The sequence below is a fragment of the Methyloversatilis discipulorum genome, from assembly GCF_018780585.1.
Taxonomy (GTDB): domain Bacteria; phylum Pseudomonadota; class Gammaproteobacteria; order Burkholderiales; family Rhodocyclaceae; genus Methyloversatilis; species Methyloversatilis discipulorum_B.
The window spans coordinates 54,355-69,564 of record NZ_JADMJL010000042.1; the positions used below are offsets into that span (position 1 = coordinate 54,355).

At 64.9% G+C, this 15,210-nt stretch carries 14 protein-coding genes and 1 tRNA gene; 11 read left to right on the plus strand and 4 right to left on the minus strand.

The window, feature by feature from the left end:
- Position 1 precedes the first annotated feature (1 nt).
- A complete protein-coding gene (moaA, locus tag IV112_RS17450) occupies positions 2 to 1,090 on the minus strand; it encodes a GTP 3',8-cyclase MoaA (protein WP_304005659.1) in 1,089 nt (362 codons plus the stop codon).
- A gap of 12 nt (positions 1,091 to 1,102) precedes the next feature.
- Here moaA and IV112_RS17455 point away from each other — a divergent pair, with 12 nt between their 5' ends.
- From IV112_RS17455 to IV112_RS17500, 10 genes are all read left to right on the plus strand, one after another.
- Positions 1,103 to 1,687: a DUF3305 domain-containing protein gene (locus tag IV112_RS17455; protein WP_304005660.1), complete on the plus strand. Its 585-nt coding sequence runs from the start codon at positions 1,103 to 1,105 to the stop codon at positions 1,685 to 1,687.
- Complete coding sequence (locus tag IV112_RS17460) at positions 1,626 to 2,288, plus strand: DUF3306 domain-containing protein (protein WP_304005662.1); 663 nt, start codon at positions 1,626 to 1,628, stop codon at positions 2,286 to 2,288. Before IV112_RS17455 ends, IV112_RS17460 begins: the two co-directional genes overlap by 62 nt.
- A 65-nt stretch (positions 2,289 to 2,353) precedes the next feature.
- On the plus strand, positions 2,354 to 4,459 hold the full coding sequence (locus tag IV112_RS17465; protein WP_304005663.1) for a 4Fe-4S binding protein: 2,106 nt from the start codon (positions 2,354 to 2,356) through the stop codon (positions 4,457 to 4,459).
- Complete coding sequence (locus tag IV112_RS17470) at positions 4,456 to 5,112, plus strand: TorD/DmsD family molecular chaperone (protein WP_304005664.1); 657 nt, start codon at positions 4,456 to 4,458, stop codon at positions 5,110 to 5,112. The genes IV112_RS17465 and IV112_RS17470 overlap by 4 nt, the downstream gene beginning before the upstream one ends.
- 63 nt (positions 5,113 to 5,175) lie before the next feature.
- Positions 5,176 to 5,376 (plus strand): hypothetical protein, encoded by a 201-nt coding sequence (locus tag IV112_RS17475; protein WP_020165592.1) that lies wholly within the window; start codon positions 5,176 to 5,178, stop codon positions 5,374 to 5,376.
- A gap of 17 nt (positions 5,377 to 5,393) precedes the next feature.
- Positions 5,394 to 8,300, plus strand: coding sequence for a formate dehydrogenase subunit alpha (locus IV112_RS17480; RefSeq protein WP_304005665.1), 2,907 nt, complete (start codon positions 5,394 to 5,396; stop codon positions 8,298 to 8,300).
- Positions 8,301 to 8,368: 68 nt separating this feature from the next.
- A complete protein-coding gene (fdh3B, locus tag IV112_RS17485) occupies positions 8,369 to 8,995 on the plus strand; it encodes a formate dehydrogenase FDH3 subunit beta (protein ID WP_029143814.1) in 627 nt (208 codons plus the stop codon).
- Positions 8,992 to 9,216 carry a hypothetical protein gene (locus IV112_RS17490; RefSeq protein WP_304005666.1) on the plus strand — a complete coding sequence of 75 codons (225 nt, stop codon included), beginning with the start codon at positions 8,992 to 8,994 and terminating at the stop codon, positions 9,214 to 9,216. The genes fdh3B and IV112_RS17490 overlap by 4 nt, the downstream gene beginning before the upstream one ends.
- Before the next feature lie 22 nt (positions 9,217 to 9,238).
- Positions 9,239 to 10,264: a formate dehydrogenase subunit gamma gene (locus tag IV112_RS17495; RefSeq protein WP_304005667.1), complete on the plus strand. Its 1,026-nt coding sequence runs from the start codon at positions 9,239 to 9,241 to the stop codon at positions 10,262 to 10,264.
- Between the two features lie 14 nt (positions 10,265 to 10,278).
- Entirely contained in the window at positions 10,279 to 10,602 is a 324-nt protein-coding gene (locus IV112_RS17500; protein WP_304005668.1) for a formate dehydrogenase, read from the plus strand.
- Positions 10,603 to 10,709: 107 nt separating this feature from the next.
- On the opposite strand, the gene IV112_RS17505 is transcribed toward IV112_RS17500, so the two are convergent.
- The 3 genes from IV112_RS17505 to IV112_RS17515 form a co-directional block, all read right to left on the minus strand.
- Complete coding sequence (locus IV112_RS17505) at positions 10,710 to 12,962, minus strand: TonB-dependent receptor (RefSeq protein WP_304005669.1); 2,253 nt, start codon at positions 12,960 to 12,962, stop codon at positions 10,710 to 10,712.
- 208 nt (positions 12,963 to 13,170) lie between these two features.
- Positions 13,171 to 13,845, minus strand: a complete 675-nt coding sequence (locus IV112_RS17510; RefSeq protein ID WP_304005670.1) for a response regulator transcription factor — start codon at positions 13,843 to 13,845, stop codon at positions 13,171 to 13,173.
- Complete coding sequence (locus IV112_RS17515) at positions 13,842 to 14,819, minus strand: sensor histidine kinase (RefSeq protein ID WP_304005671.1); 978 nt, start codon at positions 14,817 to 14,819, stop codon at positions 13,842 to 13,844. The genes IV112_RS17510 and IV112_RS17515 overlap by 4 nt, the downstream gene beginning before the upstream one ends.
- Before the next feature lie 154 nt (positions 14,820 to 14,973).
- Between IV112_RS17515 and IV112_RS17520 the strand changes: the two genes are divergently transcribed.
- A tRNA-Met gene (locus IV112_RS17520) sits at positions 14,974 to 15,050 on the plus strand.
- Positions 15,051 to 15,210 lie beyond the last annotated feature (160 nt).

Consider the following 15,210-nt stretch of genomic DNA (forward strand, 5'->3'; position numbering starts at 1 on the left):
ACTATCCACCGATGTAGGACATCTCGATTTTTCTTGCGGCGGCGGTTTCCGCGGTGCGGATTTCGGAGTAACGGTCGCCGCGCTGCTGCCAGATGGCGCCGATGGCCGACAGCATCTCTTCGTCGCTGCGGCCTTCGCGCAGCAACGCGCGCAGGTCGTGCCCTTCGGTCGCGAAAAGACAGGTGAATATCTTGCCCTCGGTCGACAGGCGGGCGCGCGTACAGGACGAACAGAAGGCCTGGGTCACCGACGAGATGACGCCCACCTCGCCGCTGCCGTCGGTGTAGCGCCAGCGCTGCGCGACTTCGCCCGGGTAGTTCGGGTCCACCGGCTCCAGCGGCATTTCGGCATGGATGCGCGCGATGACGTCGGCGCTCGGGAGCACTTCGTCCATTTTCCAGCCGTTGCTCGAGCCCACGTCCATGAACTCGATGAAGCGCACGATGTGGCCGCTGCCCTTGAAGTGGCGCGCCATCGGCACGATGGCGTGGTCGTTGGTGCCGCGCTTGACCACCATGTTCACCTTGACCGGCGCCAGCCCGACGGCATGCGCGGCGTCTATGCCTTCGAGTACGCGTGAGACCGGAAAGTCGACGTCGTTCATCATGCGGAAGGTGGCGTCGTCGATCGCGTCGAGGCTGACGGTGACGCGGGTGAGGCCGGCGTCGCGCAGCGCTCGCGCCTTCTGTTTCAGCAGTGCGCCATTGGTGGTCAGCGTCAGTTCGACCGGCAGTTTCGCCAGTCGCTCGATCAGCTTTTCGACGTCCTTGCGCAGCAGCGGCTCGCCGCCGGTGATACGCAACTTGTTGACTCCGTGCGCGACAAACAGACGTGCGATGCGCTCGATCTCCTCGAAGCTCAACAGATCGCTGCGCGCCAGATAGGGGTAGTCCTTGTCGAACACCTCTTTCGGCATGCAGTAGATGCAGCGGAAGTTGCAGCGGTCGGTGACCGAGATGCGCAGGTCGCGCACGGCGCGGCCACGCGTGTCGAGCAGCGTGCCGGTCGCCGGGATCGGCGTCTCCGGCACCCGTGCCGTTGCGCGTCCGGCGGTGCGGATGTCCAGCAGATGTATGATCTTTTCGCTCATGGGCGGTGCGGCGTGAGCCGTTTCCTTGCTCCGGCTCCGTTTGACAGAAAGGCAGAGGAAGATTTCGTGGAAACCAGCCCCGTCACCCTCAGGTTGGCCGTGATTATGGAGCGCAGGGTACTGCACAACAAGTGGACAGACCATGCCTGGGAAGCGCGAGCGCTTTTGCCCGAAGGTCCGGAAAGCCCTGATGCGCCAAGGGTTTTTGCGCAGACCGATGAAGCGACCCAGTGGCTGTTCCCGCCGCTGGAGCTGACGCTCTACACCGACGAGGCCGACAACTACCTGCTCAACGTGACCGCCGCCGAGCCGCGCATCTTCGTCATGTGGCGACCGGACGACGAGGCCGATCCGCCGGTGCGACCGATGCAGATCAGTGCCAGCTACGGCGAGGCCGCGCGCTGGATGGATTCGGGCGAGAAGGTCGATGGTCTGACCATGCCGGCTGACATGCGCGACTGGGTCGAGGACTTTGCGCGCCGTTTCCAGAAGCCGCCTGAACCGCGCAAGCCCAAGCGTTTCGCGAAGACCGGCGATGGCAATACGCACTACGGCGGTGTGCGTGCAGGCGTCGATGGAGGTGAGCGTGAACGATGATCCGGTGAAGGGCTTCCTCGGCCGCTGGTCGCGGCTGAAGCGGGAAGCGGCCGCCGCCGAGGCGCCGCCGCCCGTCGAGGCGTCGGCCGCCATCGTGCCGCAGCAGGCGCCGGACGCGGGGCAGGTGGTGCCGGACACCGATGTGCCGGCCGAACCGCCACCGCTCGAATCGCTGGGCTTCGATTCCGACTACCGCGCCTTCCTTGGCCAGAAGGTGGACGAGGGACTGAAGCGCGCAGCGCTGAAGAAGCTGTTCCACACACCGCACTTCAACACGATGGACGGGCTGGACGTCTATATCGAGGACTTCAACCTGTACGAGCCGCTGCCGGCCTCCATGGTGTCGCAGCTTGCGCATGCGAAGGAAACGCTGAACCCGACGCTGCCCGACAACTGGCTCACTTCGGTACCGGACGAGGCGCCGCCCGCCGTGCCGGAGCTGACCGACGCCTCCGTGGAAGAGGCGGCAGCGCCCGCGCTGGACAGTCCGGCGGACGAAGACGAGGGGGGCGCGACAGCGTCGAGCGAGATCGAGCGCTTGCCGATCGAGGCGCCCGTGCCGTCATCCGATCACGCAGAAAGTCATTCCAGGTCGGAATAGTCCGTTTTGTTCTCAGGTGATCTGGCACGAAGGCTGCAGAAGCCTTGCCGGAGGAGCCTGACTACATGAACAACGCCCACAAGGCGATCCAGCTGTGCAGCTGCAATGGCACGGTGGAGATCGACATTAGAAGACTGGGTGACGCGCTGGCGCTGGACGCCGCCGATCTGCCGGTACTGCACGCCGCGACACAACTGTGCGGCCGCGACGCCGCCGCGTTTTCCGCCGCACTGGGCGGCGCGGCCGACGCCATCGTCGGCTGTACGCAGGAAGCCGCCTTGCTGCGCGAGGTCGCCGACGAGGCGGGCGCCGCATCCGGTCTCACCTTCATCAATCTGCGCGACATCGGCGGCCGCAGCCCGCGCGGCAGCGACGCAACGCCGTCAGTTGCCGCACAACTTGCGATGGCCCGCATGGCCGAACCGGCGCCGGTGCCTGCCGTCAACTACGCGTCTTCCGGACAGCTGCTCATCATCGGCCCGGCCGGTGCTGCGCTCGGCTGGGCACAGGAAGCACAGCGTCGGTACGGCGACAGCATCGCGGTCAGCGTGCTGATCACGGGCCGCGACGGCAGCGAACTGCCGGTGCGCCGCGACTGGCCGGTCATGACCGGCCGCGACGTGACGGTGAGCGGCTGGCTCGGCGCATTCGACGTGAGCTGGGCGCGTGCCAACGCGATCGACCTCGACGCCTGTGTGCGCTGCAATGCCTGCATCGATGCCTGTCCGGAGGGCGCCATCGGCTTCGACTATCAGGTCGATGCCGCCCGCTGTACCGGCCATCGCGCCTGCGTCAACGCCTGTGCCGACATCGGCGCCATCGATTTCGCGGCCGTGGGCAGCCCGCGCAGCGAGCGCTACGACCTGGTGCTCGACCTGTCGGAGCCAGCGCTGATCCGCATTCCGCATCCGCCTCAGGGCTATGCCTCGCCCGGCCGCGATCCGCTCGAACAGTCCCTGGCGCTGCAGAAGCTCGCCGGCATGGTGGGTGAATTCGAAAAGCCGAAGTTCTTCAACTACAAGGCCTCGATCTGCGCGCACAGCCGCAGCAGCAAGCAGGGCTGCAATCGCTGCATCGACGTCTGTTCGACCTCGGCCATCCGCGCCGACGGCGATGCCGTGTTCGTCGAGCCGCACCTGTGCATGGGTTGCGGCGCCTGTGCGACAGTTTGTCCCACCGGCGCGATGCGCTACGCCTACCCATCGGCGTCCGATGTTGCGGTGCGCATCAAGACGGCACTGCAGGCCTGGCGCGCCGCTGGCGGCCGCGCACCGCGCGTCGTCTTCCACACCGAGACGCAGGGTGAGGAGGTGCTGGCGCTGGCCGGCCGCCGTCGCGGGCTGCCCGCTGACCTGCTGCCGGTGGCCGTGCATGACGTCGCGTCGGTCGGGCTGGAACTGATGCTCGCGACGCTGTGCTACGGCGCCGCACAATGCGTCATTCTGTCTCACGACGATCAGCCCGACGCCTACCGCGAAGCGACCGCCGGGCAGATCGCGCTCGGCCGTACGATTCTTTCCGCACTCGGCCATCCGGCGTCGGCGCTGGCCGCGGTGGTGGGGGACGACGCCGCTACGCTGATCAGCGCACTCGACGCCGCCGTCGCGCCGGCGCAGTCCTGTCCGCCGGCCAGCTTCGCGCTGCCGGTCGAGAAGCGCGGCGCGCTCGAGTTCTGCATCGATCACTTGGCCCGCCACGCGGCGCAGAAGGTCGAGGCCATCGCGCTGCCGGCCGGTGCGCCCTTCGGCGCGGTCAATATCGACAAGGCCGCCTGTACCTTGTGCATGAGCTGCGTCGGCGCCTGTCCCGCCTCGGCCTTGATGGACGGCGGCGAGCGGCCGGCGTTGCGTTTCCTCGAGCGCAACTGCGTGCAGTGCGGCCTGTGCGTGAACACCTGTCCGGAGAACGCGCTGTCGCTCGAACCGCGCCTGCTGATCGGCGACGCGGTGCGGCGCGAACGCGTGCTGAACGAAACCGAACCTTTCCACTGCATTAGCTGCGGTACGCCCTTCGGCACGAAGCAGATGATCGATGCGATGACCGGCAGGCTGTCCGCGCATTCGATGTTCGCCAGCGGCGATGCACTACGCCGGCTGCAGATGTGCGCCGACTGTCGCGTCATCGACATGATGAAGGCGAAGGGGGGCGAAACCACGGTGTTCGACACATGAACGCACCCAACCCGCAAACGCTCGCTTTCGTGCGCGACCCGGTCAGCGACGAGGACACGGCGCGCGCCAATCACTACGCACTGCTGTCGCGGCTGCTGCATGCCGCACCCGATGCCTCTCTGCTCGGCATGCTGGCCGCCTCCGGCGACTGGCAGATCGACGATGACGCGCCGTCGGCCGAGGCGGTGCTGATGGCGCAGGCCTGGAATGGGCTGTGTGCGGCGTCGGCAGCGATGGACCCGGCCGCTGCGCAGGATGAGTTCGACGCGCTGTTCGGCGGCGTCGGCCGACCGGAAATCGTCGTTTTCGGTTCCTTTTACCTGGCCGGCTTCGTCAACGAGAAGCCGCTGGTGAAGCTGCGCGACGACCTGGCGGCGCTGGGCCTGGCGCGCACGCAGGGCGAGTCGCTGCCGGAGGACCACATCGCCGCGGTATGTGACGTGATGCGTCTGCTGCTGACCGACACCACGCGCAGCGCCACTGAGCGCGCACAGGCGCAGGACCGCTTCTTTGCCACCCATATCCAGCCCTGGTACGGCGCCCTGTGCGACGCGCTCGATGCCGCAGCGGGCGCCAATTTCTACCGCCGTGTTTCGCAGTACGCGCGCAGCTTTCTCGACGTCGAGGCGGCGGCGCTGACCATAGATCCATGAAGTGACCTACAACTGAAGAGCCAACACCCTGAACCGGGCAGTCATCACGAGGAGGACAGAGCAATGACCGAAAAAGCCAACCTGAAACGTCGTCAGTTCCTGCTGACCGCGGGCGTCGGCGGCGTGAGCGCCGCGGCGGCCGTGGTGGCCGTGCGGTCGACCGGCAGCGATGCCGGCGCGACCGCCACCACCGCGCAGACCGACAGGAGCGGATACCGCATGACCGAGCACATCGCGGCCTATTACCGCACCGCCCGCGTCTGATCCCGAGGAGAGCCAACATGACATTGACCCGCAAATCGGCTGGTGGCGCGCGCGCGCAATCGCGTCTGGCGCGCCCGGCATCGGCGGCTTCGCCGCGCACGATGGACCGCCGCACCTTCCTCAAGCGTTCCGGCATGACCGCAGGTGCCGGCGCCTTCGCATCGGCACTGCCCTTCTCGATGGTCGAGCGCGCGCAGGCCGCCAACCCGTCGGCGGCCGGCGGCAAGGTGGAAGTGAAGCGCACGGTCTGTACCCACTGCTCGGTCGGCTGTGCCATCGACGCCGAAGTCGTCAACGGCGTCTGGGTCGGCCAGGAGCCGGTGTTCGACAGCCCGATCAATATGGGCGCGCACTGCGCCAAGGGCGCGTCGATCCGCGAGCACGGCCACGGTGAGCACCGGCTGCGCTATCCGATGAAGCTGGTCGACGGCAAGTGGGTGCGCATGTCCTGGGACGACGCGCTGAACGAACTGTCGGCGCGCCTGCTGAAACTGCGCGAGGAGAGCGGCCCGGACAGCGTGTACTGGATCGGCTCGTCCAAGCACAACAACGAGCAGGCCTACATGATGCGCAAGTTCGTGTCGATGTGGGGCACCAACAACTGCGACCACCAGGCGCGCATCTGCCACTCGACCACGGTGGCCGGTGTGGCCAACACGTGGGGGTATGGTGCGATGACCAACTCCTACAACGACATGCAGAACTCGAAGGCGATCTTCTTCATGGGATCGAACGCCGCCGAGGCGCACCCGGTGTCGCTGCTGCACATCCTGCACGCGAAGGAAAACGGCGCGAAGATCATCGTCGCCGATCCGCGCTTCACGCGTACCGCGGCCAAGGCCGACCACTTCGTGCGCATCCGCTCCGGCTCCGACATCGCCATCCTGTACGGCGTGCTGCGCCACATCTTCGAGAACGGCTGGGAGGACAAGCAGTACATCGAGGATCGCGTGTTCGGCATGGACAAGATCCGCGACGAGGCGATGAAGTGGACTGCCGACAAGGTGGAGGAAGTCAGCGGCGTGCCGGATGATCAGGTGAAGCTGATCGCGGAAACGATGGCCAAGAACAAGCCGTCCACCGTGGTGTGGTGCATGGGCCAGACCCAGCACACGACCGGCAACGCCATCGTGCGCATGATGTGCAATCTGCAGCTCGCGCTCGGCAACGTCGGTGTGGCGGGCGGCGGCACCAACATCTTCCGTGGCCACGACAACGTGCAGGGCGCGACCGACGTCGGCCCGAACCCGGATTCGCTGCCCGGCTATTACGGCATCGCGACCGGTTCGTGGAAGCACTGGGCCAATGTGTGGGGCGTCGATTACGAGTGGCTGAAGGGCCGCTTCGCGTCGCAGGCGCTGATGGAGAAGTCCGGCATCACGGTATCGCGCTGGATCGACGGCGTGACCGAGAAGAACGAACTGATCGACCAGGACCCGAACCTGCGCGCAGTCGTGTTCTGGGGCCACGCGCCGAACTCGCAGACGCGCGGCAAGGACATGCTGGAGGCGATGAAGGCGCTCGACACCCTGGTGGTGATCGACCCCTACCCGTCGGCCACCGCGGCGATGGCGGCCAGCGCCCGCAAGGACGGCGTTTACCTGCTGCCGGCCGCGACGCAGTTCGAGTGCGAGGGCTCCTGCACCGCGTCGAACCGCTCGATCCAGTGGCGCGAGAAGGTGATCGAGCCGCTGTGGGAATCGAAGCCCGACCACACCATCATGTATCTGTTCGCGCAGAAGTTCGGCTTCGCCGAGCAGTTCACGAAGAACGTGAAGGTGACCAACAACGAGCCCAGCGTCGAAGACATCCTGCGCGAGATCAACCGCGGCACCTGGACCATCGGCTACACCGGTCAGTCGCCGGAGCGCCTGAAGATCCACATGCGCAACATGCAGGTGTTCGATCCGAAGACGCTGAAGGCCAAGGGCGGCATCGACAAGGAAACCGGCTACGTGCTCGACGGCGAGTATTTCGGCCTGCCCTGGCCGTGCTACGGCACGCCGGAGATGAAGCACCCCGGCTCGCCCAATCTTTACGACACCTCCAAGCACGTGATGGACGGGGGCGGCAACTTCCGCGCCAACTTTGGCGTCGAGAAGGACGGCACCAGCCTGCTGGCGGCCGACGGCTCCGCTTCGAAGGGTGCCGACCTGCAGTTCGGCTACCCCGAGTTCGACCACGTGCTGCTGAAGAAGCTGGGCTGGTGGGAAGAGCTGACCGAGGACGAGAAGAAGAAGGCCGAGGGCAAGAACTGGAAGACCGACCCGTCGGGCGGCATCATCCGCGTCGCGATGAAGAACCACGGCTGCCACCCATTCGGCAACGCCAAGGCGCGCGCGGTGGTGTGGAACTTCCCGGACCCGGTGCCGGTGCATCGCGAACCCCTCTTCTCGCCGCGTGCCGATCTGGTCGCCAAGTACCCGACGCACGAGGACAAGAAGGCCTTCTGGCGCCTGCCCACGCTGTACAAGAGCGTGCAGGACCAGTTCGCCAATGTCGGCAAGGACTACCCGCTCATCATGACTTCGGGCCGTCTGGTCGAGTACGAGGGCGGTGGCGACGAAACGCGCTCCAACCCCTGGCTGGCCGAGCTGCAGCAGAACATGTTCGTCGAGATCAACCCGCGGGCGGCCAACGACCGCGGCATCCGCGACAAGGACATGGTGTGGGTGAAGTCGCCCAGCGGCGCGCAGATCAAGGTGCAGGCGATGGTGACCGAGCGGGTCGGGCCGGACACGGTGTTCCTGCCCTTTCACTTCGCAGGCCACTGGATGGGTAAGGACCTGATCGACAGCTACCCGGAAGGGGCAGCACCGGTCGTGCGTGGCGAGGCGGTCAACACCGCCACGACCTACGGCTACGACTCGGTGACCATGATGCAGGAAACCAAGACCACGGTCTGCCAGATCATGAAGGCCTGACGCGGGCGCGATGAAACAACACGGGGCGGCGCGTCAGCCGCGCGTCGCCCCGGAGAACGGAGGACACCATGGCAAGAATGAAATTCATCTGTGACGCCGAGCGCTGCATCGAGTGCAACGGCTGCGTCACCGCATGCAAGAACGAACACGAGGTGCCCTGGGGCGTGAACCGCCGGCGCGTCGTGACCATCAACGATGGCGTCCCGGGCGAGCGCTCGATGTCGGTCGCGTGCATGCACTGTTCCGATGCGCCCTGCATGGCGGTGTGCCCGGTCGACTGCTTCTACCGCACCGATGAAGGCGTGGTGCTGCACGACAAGGACCTGTGCATCGGCTGTGGCTACTGCTTCTACGCCTGTCCGTTCGGCGCGCCGCAGTTCCCGCAGGCGGGTGCCTTCGGCCTGCGCGGCAAGATGGACAAGTGCACCTTCTGCGCCGGCGGCCCGGAAACCAACAACTCGGAAGAGGAGTTCCGCAAGTACGGCCGCAACCGTCTGGCCGAGGGCAAGCTGCCGCTGTGCGCCGAAGTGTGCTCGACCAAGGCGCTGCTCGGCGGCGACGCCGACGTGCTGGCCGACATCTATCGCCAGCGCGTGCTCACCCGCGGCAAGGGTGCGGACATCTGGGGCTGGTCGACCGCCTATGGCAAGCCGGACGCACCGGCCACCGCCCCGGCGGCGGGAGGCAAATCATGAAGCCGCTGAGCGGAGCCGTCTGCCTGATCGCACTTGCCGCCGCGCTCGCCGGCTGCGGCGAGAACGAGCAGGTGGTGGTCTACAAGCAGGGCCATTACCAGGGCAAGGCCGACAGCAAGCCCTGGGACAACGAGTCCTTCTCCGGCGACAAGGGGAACTGGGAGGCGACCATCAAGGCGCGCAACCAGAGCCAGAACGAATATCGCCGCATCAACGGTTAGGAGAGCGTTCATGAGTCATGACATGACTGTACTGAAGCGCCTGCTGTGGATGGTGCTGACGCTGTGCGCGCTGGCGGGCGGACCGGTGTTCGCCGCCGACGCGCCGCCGGCGACGGCGGCCGACCAGGCGTTGCGCCAGCAGTCGCAGCCGCTGAACAACGCGCCGGTGTGGCGCGAGGTGAGGTCGGGCGAGCAGCACTACACCACGGTGCAGGGCGTCGAGACCGGCGTGCTGATCCAGTCCGGCGGCCAGACCTGGCGTGCGCTGCGCAACGGTCCGCTGATGCTGTACGGCGGCATCGCCTTCTGCGCCATGCTGGTTCTGCTGGCCGTGTTCTTCAAGCTGCGCGGGCCGATCCGGCTGTCGGAGGCGAAGACCGGCCGGATGATCCAGCGCTTCAACACGATGGAACGGATGTCGCACTGGGCAATGGCGATCTCGTTCTGCGTGCTGATGGTGAGCGGGCTGGTGATGCTGTTCGGCAAGCACGTGCTGCTGCCGGTGTTCGGCTACTCGCTGTTCGCGACGGTGGCTCTGGTGTGCAAGAACATCCACAACTTCGTCGGGCCGGTATTCATCCTGTCGGTGCTGCTGTTCATCGTCCTGTTCGTGAAGGACAACGTGTGGCAGGCCATCGACGCGCTGTGGATACGCAAGGCCGGTGGTCTGCTGACCGGCGAACACGTACCTTCGCACCGCTTCAACTTCGGCGAGAAGACCTGGTTCTGGCTCGGTGTCGTGTTCCTGTCGCTGACCGTCGGCATCAGCGGTCTGGTGCTCAACTTCCCGAACTTCGAACAGGGCCGCGCCATCATGCAGACGGCGAACATCGTGCATCTGATCGGTGGCCTGATCGTGATGACGCTGTCGCTCGCGCATATATATATAGGCAGCATCGGCATGGAAGGCGCGCTCGACGGCATGAAGACTGGCTATGTCGACGAAACCTGGGCCAAGGAGCACCACGAGCTGTGGTACGACGCGGCGAAGAAGGCTCAACCGGCGGAGAAGCCGGCAGGCGGCATGCCTGCACCGGCCCGCGTCTGAACGGAGGACTATGCATGAACAGGATGATCGTGCTGCTGCTCGGCGCCTTGCTATCGACCGGCGCGCTGGCCAAGCTGCCGGAGCTTACCGAGGAACAGAAGGCCGCTGCCGCGGAGAAGAAGGCGAAGGCGGACGAAGCGACCAAGAAAGGCAACGAGCAGCTGGCGGCGTCGCAGGATCGCGTGGCGGCGAAGTACATCGAGCAGATGAAGGCGAAGGGCGTCACCGTGACGCCGACGCCGATCGCGCCGCCGGGCGCTCCGGCGGCACCGGCGGCACCGGCAGGGGCAGCAAACCCGCCGGCGGCAGCGCCCGCGGCACCGCCTGCAGCGAAGTAAGGAGGTCCGGACGCCGCGTCGCGACGGGCAACAAAGACAAAAGGCACCGCGAGGTGCCTTTTGTCTTTTAGGGTACCGGATCGGCGCGACGATCCGGTTGGTTCGACTCAGCCGCCGAAGCGGTAGCGCACACCCAGCCAGCCCGAGCGTGGCGCGCCCGGCGCGTAGAAGGTTTCATCCTCCCAGTTCGCCGTGTTGCTGTCGAAACTGTTGTTCGGACCGACGAAGGGGTTCTCGCCGATCTGACCCGCGGTGAAGTAGCGCTTGTCGAACACGTTGTTCACCCGGGCGAACACCGACCAGCCACCGCCCAGCTTCGCGTCGGCCACCATATTCACCACGGTGAAACCTGACGTCTTGCCGTTCTCGTCGTGCTCGTTGTTCTCGTTGCCGCGAACATAGACACCCGAGTGCGTGATCACGTCCGAACCGAGCGTGAGCCATTCGGTGGCGCGCCAGTTCAGGCCCAGCTTGAACGAATGCTCGGCGATGCCAGGAATGCGGTCGCCTGACTGCACGCGGATGTTGTCGACGCCGCAGCTCGGATCGAGTGCCGAGTTCTCCGGCGACACGATACATTCGCTCGAACGGTAGGTGGCGTCGACCCAGGTGTAGCCGGCGTTCCACATCAGGCTGCCGTAATCGCCGCTCAGACCGAGTTCGACACCGTTGCGCTGGGTCTTCCCGAAGTTCTTGAAATAGCCCTGACCGACCGTATTGCTCGCGACGAACAGGATGTCGTCGCGGTTCACCGCGCCGAAGGCTGCGACGTTCCAGCGGAACGGTCCGACCACGCCACGGGCACCGATCTCGATGCTGCGCGTGACCACCTGATCCAGACGCGGGTCGGCCTGCATGGCATTCGGCAGCTTGCACGGCTCGTTCGGGTCGGAACAGCCCAGCTCGATCGGGCTGGGCGCACGGTTGCCCTGCTGCGCATTGGCGTACAGCGTGACTGCCGGCGTCAGCGCATAGGTGGCGCCCAGTGCAGGATTGATCTTGCTGTAGGTGTAGTCACTGTTGAGACTGGACGTGGCGTCGAGCTGGTCCATCGTGCGCACACTGGTGTGGTTGTAGCGGCCGGACAGCGACACCGTAGCGTCGGCGATCGGTTTCCAGGTGCCGGTGGCGAACAGACTCCAGGTACGGCTGCGGCCGCGCAGCTTCGGTTCGGGATCTTCCTCGCTGTCGGTCGGGGTGACCGAGCGGTCGGGCAGGAAGTCACCCTCCTGCTCGGTCTGCTGGAACTTCGTACGGCTGTGGTCGAAGGTCGTGCCGACGGCCAGCTGACGGTCTTCGAGGATCTGTGCCCACTGCGCACTGAAGCCGTAGCCGGTCTGGCGGGTGCGGGTTCGGTTCAGCACGCCTTCCGGATCGCCCGGCGCCGCGAACTCGTCGTTGGCGTCGCCGTTGAGCGTGCGTACGTTGTTCTTGCGCACATAGACGGTGCCCGACAGCTTCTGGACGTCGTCCAGCCAGTAGCCGCCGTTCAGCGACAACATGGTCATGCGGTTCTTCGTGTTGTCGGGCGACGTGAAGATCGAACGCCGGCGTTGCTCGTAGAAGGACAGCGGCGTCAGACCGTTGCCGATCAGGTCGCTGTTTGCGTGCGTGATGTTCAGATCGAGTTCGTGCTTGGATGAGCGGTGCGAAATCTTGCCGAAGAACTGGTTCACGTCCGACGGCGACAGATCGCGCCAGCCGTCTTCCTTGAAACGGGTGGCAGTGAAGTACCAGCCCAGTTCGCCATTGTTGCCGCCATGTTCAGCGGTCACAGCGCTGCGGCCGAAGCTGCCGGTGTAGGCCTCTATGCCGGTTCCGGCGTGGCTGAAACCATCCTTGGTGCGTACCGACAGTGCGCCACCGAGCGTATTGAGGCCGAAAAGCGGATTCGAGCCCGGGATCAGGTCGATCGAGGCGATCGCGTTACGCGGAATCAGGTCCCAGTTGACCACGTCACCGAAGGGCTCGTTTACGCGCACGCCGTCCTGATAGACCGACAGGCCTTGCGGCGTGCCAAGCAGCGGACTGGCGGTGAAGCCGCGGTAGTTCACATCCGCCTGATATGGATTCCCCTGGATTTCATTGACATTGACGCTCTGCAACTGGCTGCCAAGCAGCTCGGGCAGACCACCAGAACCTGTATCGCGCAGCGCTTCACGGCGGATCGACTGCACGTTGGCGGGGATCTCGTCCTTCGGCCGGTCCAGACCCGGCACTGGTGATGTGCCAACAACCTCGACCGTGGGGGCCACGGTCTGCGCATGGCTGGCAAACGGCAGGCCGATCGTGCAGGCGCCGCTGATAATTGCGGCGAGCGGGGTCAGACGCAGACGTTGTGCGTCGGTGTGCTTTCTCAAGGGGTTACTCCTCTCGTTTCTGGGGAGTGCGCACTCGTTCTTTGAAGTGCGTCACTGAAACGACCCTACAGGCAGGGTCCGATCGGAAGATAGCCAAGAGCTGTAAGCAAGGATCGGGAAAAACTCCCGAGGTGGGCGGGCTGGCTTGTTTATCGCTTAGTGTGCGAATTGTCTGTCTGTGGCGCACATTTAGCGGGCGCCTGCCGCGTCAATGATTGGCGTCCGTCGGGCCGAGCAATTGCGTCGGGCCGGTGCCGGACACCACGCCCAGACGAAGCGCGAGGTGCACCAGCGCAGCCGACGTGTTGACGTTCAGCTTTTCCTTGATGAGCGCCTGATAGTTTGCGACTGTCTTCTGGCTCAGGTTCAGCATCTGCGCACATTCTGCCGGCGACATGCCGCGTGCGAGCAGGCGGAAGACCTCGAACTCGCGTGCCGAAAGCGCGTTGATGACCTCGCGCTCGGCGTCGGGCGAGCGGTGTTCGACAACCCGTCGTACGTCCTCACTGAAGTAGCGCTCACCCCTCGCGACCGCTCGGACCGCCTCCAGCAACACCTCGGGGGCACTGCGCTTGCTGATGAATCCGCAGGCGCCGCTCTGGATGGCCTTATCAACCACTACCGCCTCGTCATGGACGCTGAACACCAGTACGCGCGCGCTCGTATCCCGAGCACGAATGCGCCGTATCAGCTCTATGCCGCTCGATCCGGGAAGCGAGAGATCGGTCACCGTAACCTTCGGCGTGCATTGCACGTAAGCGGTATAGCCCGCCTCGGCGTCCGGCGCTTCGGCAGCCACGCGGATGTCTCCGCCCGCTTCCAGCAGCCTTGCGTAACCCGAGCGCACGATCGGATGATCGTCTACCAGCAGCACGTCGATCATTGAGTGTCCTCCCTAACTTGTTCAACCGGCGGTCGACATGGAATCGAGCACGTGACGAGCACGCCTCCCAGACGGCTTTGCCCGATCGAAAGGCTGCCGCCCAACATCGAGGCCCGCTCCTTCATGCCGAGCCAGCCCAGTCCCGCACGAACGCGTGCAACGTCGTGACCGATGCCGTCGTCTTCGATGGTCAGATCGATCCGACCTGATTCCGGCTGGCCGTGCAGCATGATTCGAACGTGACCGGCGTGGGCGTGCTTCATGACGTTCGACAGCGATTCCTGCACGATGCGATACAGCGCGATACTGATCTGCTCACCGAGTGCGCCCAGTTCGCCGGACGGAAGAAGCGCGCAGCTTACTTCGGAGCGTTCCTCCCACGACTCGCATAGTGATTGCAGGGCACCTACCAAGCCAAGACTGTCGAGCGCCGCCGGGCGCAGTTCATAAAGAAGTCCGCGGACGGTCTGGTACAACTCGTCCGCGGTCTCTGCGATGCGCGCTGCCGCCGCCTGTTCCGACGATGCACCCGGAAGTGTCGTACGCAGGAATACCGCATCGATCCTGATTGCGTTGCAGCTCTGCCCGAAGTGATCATGAAGTTCGTGCGCAATACGCCGGCGCTCGGCTTCCTGCAGGCCGATCAATGTCTGCGCCAGTTCCCTGTTCCGTGCGGCAAGCCGCTGCAGTGCGTGCTCGGCAGCCACGCGCGACATGAGTTCGCTGCGTGCCTCCCGCCAGCGAAGGAAGGAGAAAACGGCCAGTCCCGCCAGCACGCTGAGCAGCACGAACACAAGCTCGTCCGCCTGGAAGCCCTCGTAACGAGTGAGCTCAGCATGGAGTCTTTCATAGAGCTCTGTGCGAGAACTCACCAGGAAGGTGAGCAGCGCTGCCGTAGCTATCAGTGCGCCTTCAAGTCGCCGTCGGCGTGCCGATGACTTGATGCCCTTGTGCACTGCCTTATATATATGCATGTGTCGCCAACCCAGCCTTCACTGCTTGTTCGAGTATCCGATGCTGCCACACGCTGACGTCACGAGATTTCAGCCGCGGTAACCGCGCTGCAAAGAAAGCCCCAACGAGTGTTGACCTGTCGTTGGAAAACCTTCATAATCTTTTTCTCTCGAACGCGGGGTGGAGCAGTCTGGCAGCTCGTCGGGCTCATAACCCGAAGGTCACAGGTTCAAATCCTGTCCCCGCAACCACCGATTGAACATGGCGGTGAGCGAGAAAAAAGATTCAAAAATGTTTGCGCAGATCTGAAAACGTGCTATAGTTTCACTTCTGTGCTGCAGCGAAAGCAGCAACAAAGCAGCGAACGTTCTTTAACAAAACAAACAGCCGATAGGTGTGGGCACGGCGTGG